This is a genomic window from Pseudomonas sp. LB3P31, assembly GCF_054897945.1.
Genome location: NZ_CM142710.1, coordinates 4995316 through 5014463, shown reverse-complemented (window position 1 = coordinate 5014463; position 19148 = coordinate 4995316). Strand labels below are relative to the sequence as shown.

At 60.1% G+C, this 19148-nt stretch carries 13 protein-coding genes; 7 read left to right on the top strand and 6 right to left on the bottom strand.

The genetic code is table 11. The features are described 5' to 3' along the window. Nucleotides 1–123 precede the first annotated feature (123 nt). A complete protein-coding gene (locus ACYZTK_RS22920; protein ID WP_462011910.1) occupies nucleotides 124–1518 on the top strand; it encodes a class II fumarate hydratase in 1395 nt (464 codons plus the stop codon). A 146-nt stretch (nucleotides 1519–1664) separates the two neighbouring features. Here ACYZTK_RS22920 and ACYZTK_RS22915 read toward each other — a convergent pair whose 3' ends face one another. Next, nucleotides 1665–2624, bottom strand: a complete 960-nt coding sequence (locus ACYZTK_RS22915) for a DMT family transporter (RefSeq protein ID WP_462011909.1) — start codon at nucleotides 2622–2624, stop codon at nucleotides 1665–1667. A 198-nt stretch (nucleotides 2625–2822) separates the two neighbouring features. Here ACYZTK_RS22915 and ACYZTK_RS22910 point away from each other — a divergent pair, with 198 nt between their 5' ends. Continuing rightward, entirely contained in the window at nucleotides 2823–3017 is a 195-nt protein-coding gene (locus ACYZTK_RS22910; protein WP_462011908.1) for a DUF6316 family protein, read from the top strand. A gap of 135 nt (nucleotides 3018–3152) precedes the next feature. Here the strand turns inward: ACYZTK_RS22910 and ACYZTK_RS22905 are convergent, their stop codons facing one another. Both ACYZTK_RS22905 and pap read right to left on the bottom strand, forming a co-directional pair. After that, nucleotides 3153–4337 (bottom strand): thiolase family protein, encoded by a 1185-nt coding sequence (locus ACYZTK_RS22905; RefSeq protein WP_462011907.1) that lies wholly within the window; start codon nucleotides 4335–4337, stop codon nucleotides 3153–3155. Nucleotides 4338–4439: 102 nt separating this feature from the next. Further along, entirely contained in the window at nucleotides 4440–5954 is a 1515-nt protein-coding gene (pap, locus tag ACYZTK_RS22900) for a polyphosphate:AMP phosphotransferase (RefSeq protein ID WP_462011906.1), read from the bottom strand. Between the two features lie 158 nt (nucleotides 5955–6112). Here pap and mnmC point away from each other — a divergent pair, with 158 nt between their 5' ends. Then, nucleotides 6113–8095: a bifunctional tRNA (5-methylaminomethyl-2-thiouridine)(34)-methyltransferase MnmC2/FAD-dependent 5-carboxymethylaminomethyl-2-thiouridine(34) oxidoreductase MnmC1 gene (gene mnmC, locus ACYZTK_RS22895; RefSeq protein ID WP_462011905.1), complete on the top strand. Its 1983-nt coding sequence runs from the start codon at nucleotides 6113–6115 to the stop codon at nucleotides 8093–8095. Between the two features lie 5 nt (nucleotides 8096–8100). Here mnmC and ACYZTK_RS22890 read toward each other — a convergent pair whose 3' ends face one another. Beyond that, nucleotides 8101–12927, bottom strand: a complete 4827-nt coding sequence (locus ACYZTK_RS22890; protein ID WP_462011904.1) for an NEL-type E3 ubiquitin ligase domain-containing protein — start codon at nucleotides 12925–12927, stop codon at nucleotides 8101–8103. Between the two features lie 240 nt (nucleotides 12928–13167). On the opposite strand from ACYZTK_RS22890, the gene ACYZTK_RS22885 reads away from it, so the two are divergent. The 4 genes from ACYZTK_RS22885 (at nucleotide 13168) to ACYZTK_RS22870 (ending at nucleotide 18433) form a co-directional block, all read left to right on the top strand. Further along, nucleotides 13168–14940, top strand: a complete 1773-nt coding sequence (locus tag ACYZTK_RS22885) for an N-acetylglutaminylglutamine amidotransferase (RefSeq protein ID WP_462011903.1) — start codon at nucleotides 13168–13170, stop codon at nucleotides 14938–14940. 3 nt (nucleotides 14941–14943) lie between these two features. Continuing rightward, nucleotides 14944–16692 carry an N-acetylglutaminylglutamine synthetase gene (gene ngg, locus ACYZTK_RS22880; RefSeq protein ID WP_462011902.1) on the top strand — a complete coding sequence of 583 codons (1749 nt, stop codon included), beginning with the start codon at nucleotides 14944–14946 and terminating at the stop codon, nucleotides 16690–16692. Nucleotides 16693–16858: 166 nt separating this feature from the next. Further along, nucleotides 16859–18049, top strand: coding sequence for an osmoprotectant NAGGN system M42 family peptidase (locus ACYZTK_RS22875; protein ID WP_462011901.1), 1191 nt, complete (start codon nucleotides 16859–16861; stop codon nucleotides 18047–18049). 156 nt (nucleotides 18050–18205) lie between these two features. Beyond that, nucleotides 18206–18433, top strand: coding sequence for a YheU family protein (locus ACYZTK_RS22870; protein ID WP_003199186.1), 228 nt, complete (start codon nucleotides 18206–18208; stop codon nucleotides 18431–18433). 8 nt (nucleotides 18434–18441) lie between these two features. On the opposite strand, the gene csrA is transcribed toward ACYZTK_RS22870, so the two are convergent. Next, a complete protein-coding gene (gene csrA / locus ACYZTK_RS22865; protein ID WP_462011900.1) occupies nucleotides 18442–18627 on the bottom strand; it encodes a carbon storage regulator CsrA in 186 nt (61 codons plus the stop codon). Nucleotides 18628–18780: 153 nt separating this feature from the next. Continuing rightward, entirely contained in the window at nucleotides 18781–19113 is a 333-nt protein-coding gene (locus tag ACYZTK_RS22860; RefSeq protein WP_462011899.1) for a YnfA family protein, read from the bottom strand. Nucleotides 19114–19148: the final 35 nt, after the last annotated feature.

The window sequence follows — 19148 nt, the reverse complement described above, 5'->3', positions numbered from 1 at the left end:
ACTCAACCCCAACCCTTGTGGGGCCTTATTTAGAGGGGTTAAAAGGGCAAATTACACACTGATGGAACCACCACGGACGATCACGGCCTAAACTGCGCTATCAGACCTACAGGAGTGTGCACGATGAGCCGTATCGAAACCGACAGCCTCGGCCAGGTTGAAGTGCCGGATGAGGCCTACTGGGGCGCTCAGACGCAACGCTCGCTGGTCAACTTCGCGATTGGCAACGAACGCATGCCATTGGCCGTACTGCACGCGCTGGCCTTGATCAAGAAAGCCGCCGCGCGGGTCAACGACCGCAATGGCGACGTGCCGGCCGACATTGCCCGCCTGATCGAACAGGCGGCCGACGAGGTGCTCGACGGCAGCCACGATGAGCAATTCCCGCTGGTGGTCTGGCAGACCGGCAGCGGTACCCAGAGCAACATGAACGTCAACGAAGTGATCGCCGGTCGCGCCAATGAACTGGCCGGCAACCTGCGCGGCGGCAAGTCGCCAGTGCACCCCAACGATCATGTGAACCGCTCCCAGAGTTCCAACGATTGCTTCCCCACTGCCATGCACATCGCCACGGTCCAGGCTGTGCAACAGCAACTGTTGCCGGCGATCGGCGAACTGTCCGGCGGCCTGGCGGAACTGGCGGCGCGGCATATGAAGCTGGTCAAGACCGGTCGCACGCACATGATGGATGCGACGCCGATCACCTTCGGCCAGGAGCTTTCGGCGTTCATCGCCCAACTGGATTACGCCGAGCGAGCGATCCGCAGCGCGTTACCGGCGGTCTGTGAACTGGCTCAAGGCGGCACGGCGGTGGGTACCGGGCTGAATTCGCCACATGGTTTTGGCGAAGCGATTGCCGCCGAACTGGCGGCTCTCTCCGGCCTGCCGTTTGTCACAGCTCCGAATAAATTCGCCGCGCTGGCCGGTCATGAGCCTTTGACCACTTTGTCTGGCGCTTTGAAGACCCTGGCCGTGACCCTGATGAAAATCGCCAACGACCTGCGTCTGCTGGGCTCGGGGCCGCGTGCCGGTTTCGCTGAAGTGAAGCTGCCGGCCAACGAGCCTGGCAGTTCGATCATGCCGGGCAAGGTCAATCCGACCCAGTGCGAAGCCTTGTCGATGCTGGCGTGCCAGGTCATGGGCAACGACGTGGCCATCGGCTTTGCAGCGAGTCAGGGGCATCTGCAGCTGAACGTGTTCAAGCCGGTGATCATCCACAACCTGCTGCAATCGATCCGCCTGCTGGCGGATGGGTGCAGTAACTTCCAGCAGCACTGCATTGCCGGGCTGGAACCGGATGCGCAGAAAATGGCTGAACACCTGGAGCGTGGGTTGATGCTGGTGACGGCGTTGAATCCGCATATCGGCTATGACAAGTCGGCGGAGATTGCCAAGAAGGCTTATGGCGAAGGGCTGACGTTGCGTGAGGCGGCGTTGCAGCTGGGGTATCTGACGGATGCAGAGTTTGATGCGTGGGTGCGGCCGGAGAATATGCTGGAGGCTGGGGCCAAAGGGTAAGTGATGTAGCGCCTGTTAGTCAGTCATCGCGGGCAAGCCTTGCTCCCACAGGTTTTATGTTGGCTTCAATAAGCAAGGTCCACACAAAGTCTGTGGGAGCAAGGCTTGTGGGAGCAAGGCTTGCCCGCGATGAACGATAACGCGGTCTAACTGGCCGCCAACCGCGCCCTCCGCGCCCGAAGCCCGGCAATCAACGAAGGCCCCAACGCCACCAGCGCCGAACCCAGCACCACCAGCACCGCCCCGCCATACCCCAGGCCATTAATGGCCTCGGCATGCACATATTCGGGCCACAGCCACGCAGCCGTCGCCACCGCGGCAAAGGTTACCAACGGCGTGATCGCCAGTGTCGCGCTCACCCGCGAAGCCTCCCAATGCGCCAGCGCCTCGGCAAACGCGCCGTAGGCGATCAGGGTGTTCATGCAGCACGCGAGCAACAGCCAGCCCTGCAGCGGGCTCAGTTGCAGCGCTTCCAGCGGATGCACCCAAGGCGTCAGCAACAGGCCGCAGAACAGGTAGATCACCATCATCACTTGCAGCGAATTCCACACCGTGAGCAATTGCTTCTGCCCCAGGGCATAGAAGGTCCAGACCGTGGACGCCAGCAGCACCAGCAGCACGCCGGCGGTGTAATCGCTCAAGGAAGTGAGCAGCTCAGTCAGGCGCTGGTTGAAAAACAGCACGAAACCAATCAGCAGTACCAGCAGACCAACCCCCTGCCCTACGCTGAACCGCTCCTTGAACACAAACACACTGGCGATCAGCAACATGATCGGGCCCATCTGCACCACCAGTTGCGCGGTGCCGGGGCTCAGCAGGTTCAGGCCCATCAGATACAACACGTAGTTGCCCACCAGGCCCAGCACCGCCATCACCACCAGCCAGCCACCCCGCGGGCCGAGCACTTTGCGACTGGGCAGGCGCCGGGTTGCCGCCAGGTAAATGAACAGGCAGCTGCCGGACACCATCAGGCGAAACCAGGTCACTGTCACCGGATCCATCACCAGCAGCACTTGCTTGAGCTTGATCGGCAGGATTCCCCATAACAGTGCGGTCAACAGGGCCAGGAACAGACCATAGACCCACCGACCGGATGAAATGTGCATGCGTACCTCAACAGGGCCAAATGGCAAGAACCGTTATTCTAGGCGCATGCCCAGGCAGTACACAGGCACAGTTGCCGGCCTGCCGCGCATGCAACTGTGCAGGTCGCATGCCGTCGATCGGTTGGTTGGGCATGGCGAGTAGTTAGGACATAAGCTGATTCGATCCCGCCACCAGGACTGCACCTTCAGGAGAACCTCATGTACGGCATGCGCGCCCAGGACAACGCCCCCGCTACACACTTTCGCAGTGATCGTTTGTGTCGCGTGAATGGGGAGTTGTACTTCGACACCCGGGAGAATACGCAGGAAGGGCCGTTTGAAAATCCGGAGGTGGCGGCGCGGGGGGTTCAGGCTTATATCGAGCGGATGCAGAGATTGAGTGCTCGGCGGTAGACCGAGGTGCCGCAATCGCGAGCAGGCTCACTCCTACAGGGCTGATGTGAACGCTTAATCTGCGGACACTATCAATCACTGTAGGAGTGAGCCTGCTCGCGATAGCTATCTAACTGTCACCAAAAATCCAAGTGATCAGCGCACCACTTCAAACAACCCGGTCGCCCCCATCCCCCCGCCAACACACATCGTCACCACGCCATAACGCAAATTACGCCGCTGCAACTCGCGCACCAGATGCCCGACCTGCCGTGATCCCGTCATGCCAAACGGGTGACCGATGGAAATCGAGCCGCCATTGACGTTGTACCTGTCGTTATCGATTTCCAGCCGATTGCGGCTGTACAGGCACTGTGAAGCGAACGCCTCGTTGAGTTCCCACAGGTCGATGTCAGCCACCTGCAGACCCTTGGCCTTGAGCAGCTTCGGTACCGAGAACACCGGGCCAATGCCCATCTCATCAGGCTGGCAACCCGCCACGGTGAACCCGCGGAAGAACGCTTTAGGTTTCAGCCCAAGCTCCAGGGCCTTTTCCAGGCTCATCACGAGGGTCATCGAAGCGCCATCGGACAGCTGCGACGAGTTACCGGCAGTGACCGACCCGTCTTCGGCAAACACCGGCTTCAATCCCGCGAGGCTTTCCAGCGTAGTGTCCGGGCGATTGCAATCGTCGCGATCAACGATGCCGTCGAGAATCTGCACTTGCCCGGTGTTCTTGTCTTCAACGCGGTATTTCACCGCCATGGGTACGATTTCGTCGTCGAACAACCCGGCGGCCTGGGCCTGGGCGGTACGCTGCTGGCTTTGCAAGGCATACAGGTCCTGTTCTGCGCGGCTGACGTTGTAACGACGCGCGACGATTTCGGCCGTCTGGCCCATGGGGAAGTAGATGCCCGGTACCTGCTCCTTGAGCAGCGGGTTGATCAGGTTGTCGGTGTTCACGCTCTTCATGGTCAGGCTGATCGACTCGACGCCACCGGCGACGATGATGTCGCTGCAACCCGAGGCAATCTGGTTGGCGGCGATGGCGATCGCCTGCAGGCCGGATGAACAAAAGCGGTTGAGGGTCATGCCGGCGGTGCCGATGCCCAGTTGCGACAGCACTGCCACGTTGCGGCCGATGTTGTAACCCTGGGCACCTTCGTTGGAGCCGGCGCCGACAATACAGTCCTCGACGCTCGCCGGGTCGATGCCCGTGCGCGCGAGCAAGGCGTTGACACAATGCGCCGCCATGTCATCGGGGCGGGTCTGGTTGAATTTACCGCGAAAGGATTTGGCTAGGCCGGTCCGCACGCTGTCGACGATCACCACTTCACGCATGGCATACCTCATTGTTGTTATCGGTTGAGAGTGGACCGAGCATAAGTCCACCCCATTACCGACCGCGACAATCATTCACCCCGCGTATGCGCAACCATCGCCTCACTTCCTGTGTTTCCTGTCCTTGCGGTCGGACTTCTCAAACGCCTCTTCCAGCGCACGGTTGATCGTGCGCAGCACTTTGACCCGGGCCCAGCGCTTGTCATTGGCTTCCACCAGCGTCCATTGCGCAATATCGGTGCTGGTGCGATCGACCATGTCACCCACCGCCGCCCGGTAGGCATCCCACTTGTCCCGATTGCGCCAGTCATCTTCAGTAATCTTGAAGCGCTTGAACGGGATTTCTTCCCGGGCCTGGAAGCGCTCCAGCTGGGTCTGTTTGTCGATGGCCAGCCAGAACTTGACCACGATCACCCCGGCATCGGCGATCTGCTCTTCGAAGTCATTGATCTCGCTGTAGGCGCGCAACCAGTCCGCCGGTGAGCAAAAGCCTTCGATGCGCTCCACCAGCACTCGTCCATACCATGAGCGATCGAACACGGTGAACTTGCCCTTGGCCGGGATATGCCGCCAGAAACGCCACAGATAGGGCTGTGCCCGCTCTTCCTCGGTGGGTGCGGCAATCGGCACGATGTTGTACTGCCGTGGATCGAGGGCTGCCGCCACCCGGCGAATTGCCCCGCCCTTGCCCGCCGCATCATTACCCTCAAAGACCGCCATCAGGGCGTGGCGGCGCATGCGCTTATCGCGCATCAGACCGGAAAACCGCGCCTGTTCGGTAATCAATTGCTCCTCGTAATCATCCTTGTCCAGGCGCTGGGTGAGGTCCAGGCTGTCGAGTACGTTCAACTGATCGACACTGATAGGCAACGGCGCAGCGCTGACTTTTTCCGGGTGCAGTGTCGCTCGCTGCAGCGCGCCCTGCAGGCCAGCCAGCAGAATCCTGCCCACCGCCAGGCTGCGGTAATAGGGATCGACGCCTTCAATGACATGCCATGGCGCGTAGTCGCGACTGGTGCGACGCATCACGCGCTCACCGTACTTGACGAATTTGTCGTAGGTCTGGGACTGCTGCCAGTCCAGCGGGCTGATGCGCCAGCTGTGCAGCGGATCATCCGCCAGCGCCTTGAGGCGAGCCTTCATCTGTTTCTTGGACAGGTGAAACCAGAATTTGAAAATCAGCGCGCCTTCGTCGCAGAGCATTTTTTCCAGGCGCTCGGCGGCATTGATGCCCTGATCGAGTCGGGGATTCTTGAATTCACCATGGACCCGGGCCTGGAGCATCTGGCTGTACCAGTTGCCAAAGAAAACCCCCATGCGCCCCTTCGCCGGCAGCATCCGCCAGTAGCGCCAGGCCGGCGGTCGCGCAAGTTCCTCGTCGGTCTGCTGGTCAAAGGTGCGGACCTCGATCAGTCGCGGGTCCATCCACTCATTGAGCAACTTGACCGTCTCGCCCTTGCCGGCACCTTCGATGCCGTTGATCAGGACGATAACCGGAAAACGCTTTTGCTGCTGCAGCTCGAACTGCGCTTCCAGCAAGGCTTCGCGCAATGCCGGCACTTCGGCTTCGTAGGTTTCTTTATCGATGAAATGACCGATTTCAGCAGATTCGAACATGGATGGCTCCCTTCCCGGATTGAGCAAGACTAGCGGATTGACCTCCCCTGCGTGGTAGAAATCCATTTTCCTCGATTGATCCACCCCGTTGTTGCCACGGATCAGGCTCCGGCCCGACGATCAGCTAGAATGGCCCCCTTGCCGATACCGAGCCTGCCATGAAACCTGTATTGCCCCACGCCCAGCTTGACTGGGATGACCAGGGACTCCCGCGCTCGCGGGTGTTCGATGACGTGTATTTCTCCGATCTGTCAGGTCTTGATGAGACCCGTTACGTATTCCTCGAGCAAAACGCCTTGAGCGAGCGTTTTTCTGCATTGCGGCCCGGTGATCGATTGGTGATTGGCGAGACCGGATTCGGCACCGGCCTGAATTTCCTCTGCGCCTGGCAGTTGTTCGAGCAGCACGCGGTAGCTGGCGCGCGGTTGCATTTTGTCAGCGTCGAAAAATACCCCCTGAGCCTGCCCGACCTGCAACGCGCGCTAGCCCTGTGGCCGGAGCTCAAGCCGCTGGCCGATCAACTGCTGGCGCAATACGTGGCAATCCATCCAGGCTTCCAGCGCCTGGTGCTGGACCATGGCCGCGTCACGCTCACCTTGTTGATCGGCGATGCGCTGGAACAGTTGCCACAACTGGACGCACAGATCGATGCCTGGTTTCTCGACGGATTTGCTCCGGCGAAAAATCCCGACATGTGGACCGCCGAACTGTTTGCCGAACTCGCCAGGCTTGCCGCGCCAGGCTCGACCATCAGTACATTCACCAGCACCGGGTGGGTGCGCCGCCTGCTGAACGCGGCGGGCTTCAAGATGAAGCGCACGCCTGGCATCGGGCATAAATGGGAAATACTGCGTGGCGTGTTCCTCGGTTGGCCCGCCGATGTTCCGGCGCCCGCCGCCAGCAAACCCTGGTTTGCCCGCCCGGCACCACCGACCGGCGAGCGCAAGGCGCTGGTGATTGGCGCCGGCCTGGCAGGTTGCGCCACAGCGGCCAGCCTGGCGGCGCGGGGCTGGCAGGTCAGCCTGCTGGAACGCCACGCTGGGCTGGCGCAGGAAGCCTCGGGCAATCCGCAGGGCGTGCTGTACCTCAAGCTGTCAGCCCATGGCACGGCACTCTCGCAATTGATTGTCAGCGGCTTCGGCTACACCCGGCGCCTGCTGGAGCATTTGCAACGCGCGGTGGACTGGGACGATTGCGGCGTGCTGCAGCTGGCATTCAGCGCCAAGGAAGGCGAGCGCCAGGCACAGCTGGCGGCAGCGTTTCCTGAAGATTTGCTGCAGGTACTCGACCGCGAACAGGCCGAGCACCACGCGGGTATCGCCCTGCCATCGGGCGGCCTGTTCTTCCCGCAAGGCGGTTGGGTGCATCCGCCGGCGCTGTGTGCCTGGCAAGCCGCGCACCCGAATGTCCAGGTGCTGACTCATCACGATGTATTGGAACTGCAGCGTGACCAAGGTCAATGGCAGGCGTGGGATGGCGACCTCTTGTTGGCCAGCGCACCGGTAGTGGTGCTGGCCGGCGCTGCGGAGATCAAGCGTTTCGCCTTGAGCAGCGACCTGCCGCTCAAACGCATTCGTGGACAGATCACCCGCCTGCCGCAAACCGCTGAAAGCCGAAGCCTGAGCACCGTGGTGTGTGCCGAAGGCTACGTTGCTCCGGCACGCCAGGGTGAACACACCCTGGGCGCCAGTTTTGATTTCAACAACGATGACCTGACACCGACGGCGGCCGAACATGCCGGTAACTTGCAGATGCTTGGGGAAATCTCCCCGGACCTGGTTGCGCGACTCGGCGCGGACACCCTGCAACCCGAGGCGCTTGAAGGCCGCGCAGCGTTTCGCTGTACCAGCCCCGATTACCTGCCGATCGTTGGTCCGCTGACCGACGCCCAAGCCTTCATCGATGCTTACAGCGCGTTGAGCAAGGATGCCCGGCAGACGCCGGACATCCCATGCCCATGGCTGGACGGTGTGTACGTCAATAGCGGCCACGGTTCGCGAGGCTTGATCACCGCGCCGTTGTCAGGCGAATTGCTGGCCGCCTGGCTCGACAACGAACCCCTGCCCTTGCCCAGGACGGTGGCCGAGGCGTGCCATCCAAACCGCTTCGCCTTGCGGCGTCTGGTACGAGGAAAAGCCTGAAGCATTCAATCCAGGGCGAAGCAGGTTCGCGCTTCGTCGGCCTCCATGGCGGCCTGGGTCAGGCGCTTCAACAAAGCGGTCTCAGCCTTCGCCATTTCATCTGCGATGCCATCGACCTGCGCTCGATACCCCTCGCCAAGTGTGCTCTGGGTGGCGATGGCCGTCTCCATCCGCCTATGAAATGGCGCGACCAGATCACTGAACGCCCTGCCGTGATGCGCTCGTAAAAAGTCACTCCAAAACGTGCGTTCGCTGATAAATGTCAATTGTTCAGGCGAGAGGTCTGCGGTGAGGACTTTGTTGTAGGCGGTATTGAGGTCCGATGCCTTTACCCCGCCAAGCGCTGCGTAACGCATGTGCAGTGGCTGGCCGACGAGTTCCAGGCGGTCGGCCAGGCCTGTGCGGTACGCCAGTTCCACCTCCACCGGGTCGAGGATGGAATTGGCGAGGGAATGTGCACGCGCAATTTCGGTCAGCTTATCCAGGCGAAACAGCCGCCGTCCAAGACTCAGCAACTGAGCGGCCTGATCATGGGCATTTGCCGATTGGCGAACCACCGTGTGGATATCGACGGCCACCTCAAGGTTACTGAAGATAGTGGCCGCAGAATCAGCACAATTGGCTTTTACTGCCATCGCCAACAATTGTTCGCACAACGCTTCATCGCTGCGGGTCGCCTCGATGACACTCCAGACCCTACGTGTCATGTCTTCGTGCACGAACCGGCTATCTGCCGAATCCCCTACTTCTGCCAACAGCTCAAAGAACTCTGTCGATTTTGGCTCGTTCTTCAGTGCCAGCCATACCCGGTTGCGCTCGGCATAGGATTGCTCGACGCGCTTGGGCATCCACAAATCGCGAGCTCTCACTTCATTGAGCGCCACAGCAGACTCTTCCAGCAGCCCCATTCCTATGCCTTCAGCGTCGCGGTAGGTTTTCAGCTTTTCAAGACTCGCAGCGGAAATTGCATTGCCTCTGAGGTTGATCGCCTGGGTGAACCGTCGCGGCATCTGGAACAGCCAGTCTGGTAACTCCCGGATCCGATTGGTGCGCAGATCCACCAGGTCCAGATAGGGCAAACGAGAGAGCCCGACTGGCAGTTCTGTGGTGCGGGTATCGCTGAGGATCAGCGACTGCAAATTGAACATTTTGCTAACTTCAACAGTGGCGCCCAGAGGATTGCCACCGAGCCCAAGCGTGCGCAACTCGCGCATATCGGCCAGCTTGCGCAGCGTGTATTCGGTCAGCTTTATCTGGTTACCGTCCAGCCGCAAGTGCTCCAGGTTGGGCATATGCGACAACACTTCCGGCAATCGTGTGAGCTGATTGCGCTCCAGTTCCAGACTGACAAGACCTTTGAACGGCCTGAGAAAATAAGCCAACTCATCTCCGGCTTTCATGTCCCTGATGGAAAGCTTGCGCACGTGGGCGACATCCTCGTCCGTCAGCGTCGGCAGTGGGCCCACCGGATTGCGCTCCAGTGAGAGCGTGGTTACCGGCTGATTTCCAGGCCAAAGGGGATGCGACACCCGGCGCCAGCAGTTTTCGATGGCGTGGGCAACCTGACGCCTGCTCACACGGATATCGTTGAGTTGTCCCGATAGCGTCCGCATCTGTGCATCATCGTTACGCCAGGCATGCAGCACGCTGCGAAGTCTCTTCAATTGCTGCGTCAGAACCATGAGTTTATTTACCCGCTGCATCTGGGTAGTGCCGGCATGGTCGAGAAATGACGACACCTGCGCGTCAGTGAACAGCGGATAAAGTTTTCGGACTTTACGAATCAGGCTTCTTGAATAGGCGGTCGTAACGGGATTGTCCGCCTGGACACAGGCAGAAAGGTGTTTGCGCACCACCGTACGCTCACCCCGCAGCACTCGACCGGACCGCTGCGGATCACCTGCAGCGGCTCTCACCAGCCGTGATCGTAGCGTCGCGACATCCGATGGAGTGTTGCCTGTGAACCCCATGGGCGTGTGCCGGGTGGCGGGCAATGCGTCCACTATCGCTTCAAGCAGAGTGTCACTCATCAGGGTCGATGAGATATTGCCATCGCTGCTGGTGACTTTATAGCCAGTAGATGTCTTGACGATCACCCCCCTCGACAGTGCGTCAGCTTCCCCCACCGAGTCCAGCAGTGGTCCTGTCACGGCGCCTTGTCGTACTTCGAGTCGATAGTCGTCATCCCAGCCCTGCACTCGATCCATTAGCCCCAGCGCCAGTTTGTCGGTATCGGCAGTGGCCAGTTGCGGGCGATACAAGCCCATGAGGGCGCGGTCCTGCCTGAGACCGGCGCGGGCCTCGCGGATCTGTCGGTCCAGATTCGATCCAGGAATTTTGCGGTCGCGTAGAAAGCTGCGATCGCTGCCTGAGGCGTTGTCCAGCAACTCCTGACACACCCGGGTGGGAAGCTCAGCGGCATGTTCGCGTACTGTCGCCACGTCTCCGGTGGCCGTGCCGTCATAAGTTTCATACAGCCACTCGTGCAGCGTCTGACGATTGATCTTAAGGTTCGCCGCGATCTTCTTTGCCAATAACGGCGCTTTCGATTGAGTCGTCGTGCTGCCAATAATGCCCTCGACCTGAGACGGATAGAGGCCGCTGATGACGGTATCGAGCAGTTTCCCCTCATTGAGTTGTGCTTGGGTCACGTGGATGCTATTGACGTCATCATCCTGCGGCGCGTTTTCAGGAAAGCGCGACACCACCCGATCGTTTTCGCCGCGAACTTCAATAAAGCGCTCCTCCGGCCAACCCGCCAACCGTGGCAGCGTGTGCAGTTGCTCCTGGATAAGCATCTTGTTTGCAGTCTCACCCTGCTCCATTGCCGCGATCAGCCGGGTTATGCGCTGATCGATTTTGAACCGTTCGACACAATCGTTCAGGCGCTGCGGCAACTTGAGATGGGTCTCATGCAAATAGTGCAGTTGGTGAGGCGAAACTCCGCTAATTTCAGCGATTGCCGTCAGGTCACCTCCGAGCGAGGGCAAATGTTCACCGGTGCGTCCCAAAGCATAAGCACCATCGCGCCACTCGTGCGCGTGCTCATAAACATGCCGCCAGCCACCTTCAACACCTCGCTCGACGGCAGGCTGGAATGCGTCTGTTCGAACGGGATGTTTGATGGTCCATGGCGCTTGCTCAGTGGTGCGATCCACCCGATAGCGCGCCCCATCCATGACGAGCGAAGTCTGTCCGGCATGGCGGTAAATACCTTGGCCGTCCGGTTGCACGTGCGCTGGCAGGGTAGAGGTCTGCTTGTAGGTTGCGAGGTCGGGTTTCCACAACCTGGCTTTTCCGTCAGTTCGAGTCACGGCCTCGAAGCCATCGAAGACCGCCGCCTGCTCTTTTGCGCCCTTGCCGATAGCTGATGCAATGATTTTTCCACCGGCAGCAAACGCGGCCAACTGCGCGACGCTTTCCACAACGCTGAGCAAATGGGACAACGCCTCGTTTCGCTCGCCGTGGGTCCAGTCGACTACGCCTTCATACACCTCGTCGAGGATGTCGACGGCAGCTGCCAACAACATCAGATGGCCAATCAAGGGGACAAAAAAAGCGGCTGCATTGAGAAACAGAAGGCCTCCATCCTCTAACGCCTGAGTAAGTTTTTCCCGTTGCTGCTCGTCGACATCTTCAGTGGGCATGGCAAGCGTGCGGGCGTCTTTTTGCGTCGCACTGACAAAATCACTGTAGAAAAAATCGCCGAGGCAAGTGTCGGCGGGCGCGGCAGCGAGAGTGCCCAGGGTCTTGTTTTTGTCCAACTGAGTAAAAAACTCGGTTTTATCGGCGCCATGCAGGTACTGCTCGGCGAAAGACTTCCTGTAGCTTTTGCTGCGCAAATGCAGGGTCAGGTAAGCCTTGAACTCATCCAGCGAGGCGTATTCATACAGCGGTCGTCGCGGCTCGTTTGGCATGTAGACCACACACCGGGCCTTCGGCTGGGCATCGATGGACACCTTGGTAAATATCAGTGCGCCACAAATGCAGGTGTCATGAATCATCAAACCCTGCCAGTACACCGGGCCGCCATCAAACACGGCGTTTCTGGTGCGAGCAGCGGGAACATCCTGATCCAGGACACTCAACAACATCGTATAAACGGCAGCAGTAATGTCCTTTTTCAGGTAGGCCATGTGCAAGGCGACTTGCATGTCCAACACCTTCAATCGCCGTATATCTGCAGTGGAGGGACGATCATCGACAGGCACACCTTGCCTGGGGCTTGCCGGCACAGCCAAGGCCACGTCGATGTGCCGCTGATAGCGAGCGCCCAAGTCGAGTTCTCGACAGAGCGTTGCAAATTTTTCGGCGGTTGCCTCAGTCCCCGATGGAGCCTTTGCGTCAATCAGCAGCACTGCGTCTTTCAGCGGCCCCCCAAGCGTCGCTTGCGCTTGAGTGAAATTTTCCATAGCGGCCTGGAGCAGGCTACGTGAGGTGGTGACTGTCGAATCCGCAGCGCCGAAGACAGGGAGCGTTCCCGTAGACGTATAGAGCGTTTTGGTGATGGAAAGCGTGTCGCGCTCAACGTCGAAATCGATCGTCCATTTGCCTTTGAGAAACTCGGTCAGTTGCTCCTTGCAGAAGGCGTCCAGGGGTTTGAGCTTTTCCAAAGCAGTTTTAGCCTTGGCCTGAGTAATAAAAGACTGCCGGAACGTGGCGTTCAGAGCTTGCACCGTTTTCAGGTCAGCGGTCGCCAACCATTGGGGAAGAGATGCTTGCAGCGCTTGCGCCTTGTCCAGATCCCCGGTGTGTTCCACCAACGCTTCCAGATGTTGTGCGGGGGTCATGGGTACTGCCGCCGGGGCGGCATTGAGAGTCTCAGTGGGCATGAGCAATATCCTTATTGCGTAGTTAGAGCCCCAGTTTATGAAGCTGGACCGACACGCATCACATCAATAATTACCGCCCCGAGATCGCGCGCTTGTGCCATGGCCTCTTCGGTCAGGAACGCCTGCTTATTACTTATCGATCTAAAACTCACAGGATCCGTGCGGGTCAGTTTCTGAGTGTCCGCTGTTTTTGGCGGGTATCGATTGACCCTCCCCAACGGAAAAACCGGTAAGGACTTTATGTGCGGATTAGCTGGCGAGTTACGCTTTGACAATCAACCTGCGGACCTTGCAGCCGTTGAACGAATCACCCATCACCTGGCACCTCGCGGACCTGACGCTTGGGGCTTTCACAGCCAAGGGCCGATTGCCCTGGGCCATCGTCGCCTGAAAATCATGGACCTGTCGGACGGCTCGGCGCAGCCGATGATCGACAACCAGCTGGGCCTGTCCCTGGCCTTCAACGGCGCGATCTATAACTTTCCGGAGTTGCGATCCGAGCTGGAAAGTCTGGGTTACGCCTTTTATTCCGGCGGCGACACCGAAGTGCTGCTCAAGGGCTACCACGCCTGGGGCGAAGCACTGCTGCCAAAGCTCAATGGCATGTTCGCGTTCGCCATCTGGGAACGCGACGCCAAGCGCCTGTTCATCGCCCGTGACCGTCTCGGCGTGAAGCCGTTGTACCTGTCGCGCACCGGCCAGCGTTTGCGCTTTGCCTCAGCGTTGCCGGCACTGCTCAAGGGCGGCGACATCAACCCGATCCTCGATCCGGTGGCGCTCAACCATTACCTGAATTTCCACGCGGTGGTTCCCGCTCCACGCACCCTGCTGGCCGGCATCGAAAAACTGCCGCCGGCGACCTGGATGCGCGTCGAAGCGGATGGCACTACCGAACAGAAAACCTGGTGGACCCTACCCTACGGCCCTCGCGCCGATGAAATGAACCTGACCCTGGAAGACTGGCGTGACCGCGTGCTGGACAGCACCCGTGATGCAGTGGCCATCCGTCAACGTGCGGCAGTCGACGTCGGCGTATTGCTTTCCGGCGGAGTGGATTCGAGCATGTTGGTGGGTCTGCTGCGTGAAGTCGGGGTGGAAAACCTGTCGACCTTCTCCATCGGTTTCCAGGATGCCGGCGGCGAACGCGGCGACGAGTTCCAGTACTCGGACCTGATCGCCAAGCATTACGGTACCCAGCACCATCAACTGCGCATCGACGAAAAAGAGATCATCGAGCAACTCCCGGCGGCATTCCGCGCCATGAGCGAGCCGATGGTCAGCCATGACTGCATTGCCTTCTATCTGCTGTCCCGGGAAGTGGCTAAGCATTGCAAGGTGGTGCAGAGCGGCCAGGGCGCGGACGAGCTGTTCGCTGGTTACCACTGGTATCCGCAGGTTGACGGGGCTGCCGATCCATACGCAGCGTACCGCGAGGCGTTTTTCGACCGCAGTTATGAAGATTACGCGGCCACCGTGCAGCCGAAATGGCTGACGACAAATGACGCCGCAGGTGACTTCGTCAAGGAGCATTTCGCTCAGCCGGGCGCCGACGCGGCGGTGGACAAGGCCTTGCGTCTGGACAGCACGGTGATGCTGGTGGACGACCCGGTCAAGCGAGTGGACAACATGACCATGGCCTGGGGCCTCGAAGCGCGCACGCCGTTCCTCGACTATCGCCTGGTGGAATTGTCGGCGCGAGTGCCGGGCAAGTTCAAACTGCCGGACGGCGGCAAGCAGGTGCTCAAGGAAGCCGCGCGACTGGTCATTCCAAGTGAAGTGATCGACCGCAAGAAAGGTTATTTCCCGGTTCCCGGCCTCAAGCATCTGCAGGGCGACACGCTGAACTGGGTACGCGAGTTGCTGCTGGACCCGAGCCAGGACCGCGGCCTGTTCAACCCGAGCATGCTCGACCGCCTGCTGACCGATCCGCAAGGCCAGCTAACGCCATTGCGCGGCTCCAAGCTGTGGCAACTGGCAGCCCTGAACCTGTGGCTCAGTGAACAAGGACTCTGATCGATGAAACCCCACGCCACGGCTTACAGCCAACGCTTGTTGCGCGGTCAGGCGCCTACCTACGAACGCTTGCAGGCGCGCCTGGCCGAAGACGGCAGTGAACCGAGCCTGGCACCGATCGCGGTGCATTGCGGTTGGGGTCGATTGCTGATCGGCCACACGTTCGCCGACCCAGCCAGTCTCGCCCAGGAACTGCTCAACGAAAAACCCGGCGAACGGGACATCGCGCTGTACGTGGCCGCGCCCCAACAGATCCTGGGGCTGGAACCGGCGCAGTTGTTCCTCGACCCCTCCGATACCTTGCGCCTGTGGTTCAGCGATTACCGCCCGTCCACCCGGGTGTTTCGCGGCTTTCGTATCCGCCGGGCGCAAAGCGAGGCGGACTGGCAGGCGATCAATACGCTGTACCAGGCCCGCGGCATGTTGCCTATCGATGCCAGTTTGCTCACCCCGCGTCATCTGGGCGGCCCGGTGTATTGGCTGGCCGAGGATGAAGACAGTGGCGCGGTGATCGGCAGTGTAATGGGCCTCAATCATCACAAGGCTTACAACGATCCGGAAAACGGCAGCAGCCTGTGGTGCCTGGCGGTTGATCCGCAGTGCTCCAGGCCCGGAGTCGGTGAAGTGCTGGTCAGGCACCTGATCGAACATTTCATGAGCCGCGGGCTCAGCTATCTTGACCTGTCGGTATTGCATGACAACCGCCAGGCAAAAAGCCTCTACGCCAAGCTGGGCTTTCGCAACCTCTCGACCTTCGCCATCAAGCGCAAGAACGGGATCAATCAGCCGCTGTTCCTCGGGCCGGGGCCTGAAGCCCATTTTAATCCTTACGCGCGGATCATCGTCGAAGAAGCGCATCGCCGGGGCATCGATGTGCAGGTGGATGACGCCCCTGCCGGGATGTTCACCCTCAGCCATGGCGGGCGCCGGGTGCGTTGCCGTGAATCTCTCAGCGACCTGACCAGCGCCATCAGCATGAGCCTGTGCCAGGACAAGAGCCTGACCCACAAGGTGCTGAAGGCCGCTGGACTGAACCTGCCCGCGCAGCAGCTGGCGGGCAATGGCGATGACAACCTGGCGTTTCTCGACGAGCACCAGCGCGTGGTGGTCAAGCCCCTGGATGGCGAACAGGGCCAGGGCGTGGCGGTGGATCTGCAGACCATTGAAGAGGTTCAGCAGGCCATTGAGTCAGCCCGTCAGTTTGACACCCGGGTGCTGCTGGAGAGTTTCCATGAAGGCCTCGACCTGCGAATTCTGGTGATTGGTTTTGAAGTGGTCGCTGCTGCTATTCGCCGGCCGGCTGAAGTGGTTGGTGATGGTCAGCACAGCATTGGCGCATTGATCGAGGCACAAAGTCGGCGGCGCCAAGCGGCTACCAGTGGCGAGAGCAAAATTCCGCTGGACCACGAAACCGAGCGCACTCTGGCGGCTGCGGGTTACGACTACGAAAGCATTTTGCCGGCGGGTGAGCATCTTTTTGTACGGCGTACGGCGAACCTGCACACCGGCGGCGTTCTTGAGGATGTCACCGCGATTCTGCATCCGACCCTGGTCGATGCGGCGGTGCGGGCGGCGCGGGCGCTGGATATTCCCATGGTCGGGCTCGACCTTTTGGTGCCTGCGGCGGATCAGCCGGATTACGTGTTTATCGAAGCCAATGAACGCGCCGGCTTGGCCAATCATGAACCGCAGCCGACGGCGGAGCGGTTTGTGGACTTGTTGTTTCCGCACAGTCAGCCGGCGGTTTCTTAGTGATGTAGTGCCTGGACAGGCGCCATCGCGGGCAAGCCTTGCTCCCACAGGTGGGCCTCACACAATCCCTGTGGGAGCAAGGCTTGCCCGCGATGGCGGTATCACAGGCTACAAATTTTTCAGCCTCATCGAAACCATCGATGCGCTCAACTCATCAGGAGTTTCCATGACTAGTAAAATCCCCGAACCCGATCTGAACTACCTGCAGAAAGTCCTCCTGGAAATGCTCGCCATTCCAAGCCCGACCGGGTTTACCGACACCATCGTGCGCTACGTCGCCGAGCGTCTCGAAGAACTGGGCATCCCGTTTGAAATGACCCGGCGCGGCACCATCCGCGCCACCCTCAAGGGCAAGAAGAACAGCCCGGACCGCGCGGTCTCGGCGCACCTGGACACCATTGGCGCAGCCGTCCGCGCGGTCAAGGACAACGGTCGCCTGACCCTCGCGCCTGTCGGCTGCTGGTCGAGCCGTTTTGCCGAGGGCAGCCGGGTCAGCCTGTTCACCGATAACGGCGTGATCCGCGGCAGCGTCTTGCCGTTAATGGCCTCCGGGCACGCGTTTAATACTGCTGTGGACGAGATGCCGATCAGCTGGGATCACGTCGAGCTGCGCCTCGATGCCTATTGTGCGACCCGCGCCGATTGCGACTCCCTGGGAATCAGCGTTGGCGATTTCGTGGCGTTCGATCCATTGCCCGAGTTCACCGAAAGCGGCCACATCAGCGCCCGTCACCTTGATGACAAGGCCGGCGTTGCCGCGTTACTGGCCGCGATGAAGGCAATTATCGACAGTGGTGAAGAGCTGATGATCGACTGTCACCCGCTGTTCACCATCACCGAGGAAACCGGCAGTGGCGCGGCGGCGGCGCTGCCGTGGGACGTCAGCGAATTCGTCGGCATCGACATCGCCCCGGTCGCCCCGGGCCAGCATTCCAGCGAACATGCGGTGAGCGTGGCGATGCAGGATTCCGGCGGCCCTTACGACTATCACCTGTCCCGGCACTTGCTGCGCCTGGCCAGCGACAACGAACTGCCAGTGCGCCGCGACCTGTTCCGTTACTACTTCAGTGATGCGCATTCGGCGGTGACCGCAGGGCACGACATTCGTACCGCCCTGCTCGCCTTCGGCTGCGACGCCACCCATGGCTACGAACGCACCCATATCGACAGCCTGGCCGCCCTGAGTCGCCTGCTTGGCGCCTACATTCTCAGTCCGCCGGTGTTCGCCAGCGATGCGCAACCGGCCAAGGGCTCGCTAGACCGGTTCAGCCACCAGATTGAACATGACACGCAGATGGAAAGTGATACGCGAGTGCCGTCGGTGGACAGCCTGGTGGGGCAGCGTAGCGACAACTAAAGACAACGCATAACCCCGTAGGAGCTGCCGCAGGCTGCGATCTTTTGATCTTGCTTCAAAAAGATCAAGATCAAGATCAAAAGATCGCAGCCTCCGGAAGCTCCTACGGGTGCGGTTTTTGCAGTAGCATCGCGCCATTGTTTAACCGAGGTGCCTATGCTGATTCCCCACGACCAACTTGAAGTCGACACCCTGACCCGCCTGATCGAGGACTTCGTGACTCGCGACGGCACGGACAATGGCGATGACACCCCGCTGGAAACCCGCGTGCTACGGGTTCGCCAGGCCCTGACCAAAGGCCAGGCACTGATCGTCTTCGACCCCGAAAGCGAGCAGTGCCAGCTGATGCTCAAGCACGATGTGCCCAAGCACCTGTTCGACTGATCAGTCTTTCACCTGCTTTTCTTCGGTTTCTTATTGCGCTGGATGCGCTCGTAGATTTCGCTGCGATGGACAGTGACATCCCTCGGTGCTTCAACTCCGATGCGCACACTGTCGCCACTGACGGCCAGGATTCGTACGGAAATGGTGTCGCCAATCGAGATTAACTCGGGCACTACGCGGCTGAGAACTAGCATGGGATAGGTCCTTCTGGGTTACAGGACCTCGAAGATGCCCGGCAGATCGCGGCCCTTCAATGCGCTGTAGGCAAATCAGTTTCATCCTACAAGATTGAAAGAAGCACTCTGTAGGATTGATCTGACAAAACCGCAGAACGTAAGACCTTTCCTTCAGGAAGCCGAGAAGCGCGGCCCCAAAAGTATGACCGTCGCGCCGATGACGCACAGCGCTACACCAATCCAGTCCGAGCTCAGCGGACGGACTCGCTCGACCACCGCCAGCCAGCCGATCGATGCAATGATGTAGATACCGCCGTAGGCCGCGTATGCGCGACCGGCGTAAGTGGCTTCGACCCGCGTCAGCAGCAATGCAAACAGGGTCAGGCTGAGCAACGCCGGCACCACCCACCAGACGCTCTTGCCCTGGCGCAACCACATCCAGAAAGCAAAGCACCCGGCGATTTCGAACAAGGCGGCGAGAAAGAACCACAGGTAATTGAGCATGCAAGGGTCTCGCGAGAATGGCCGATGGCGGCCAC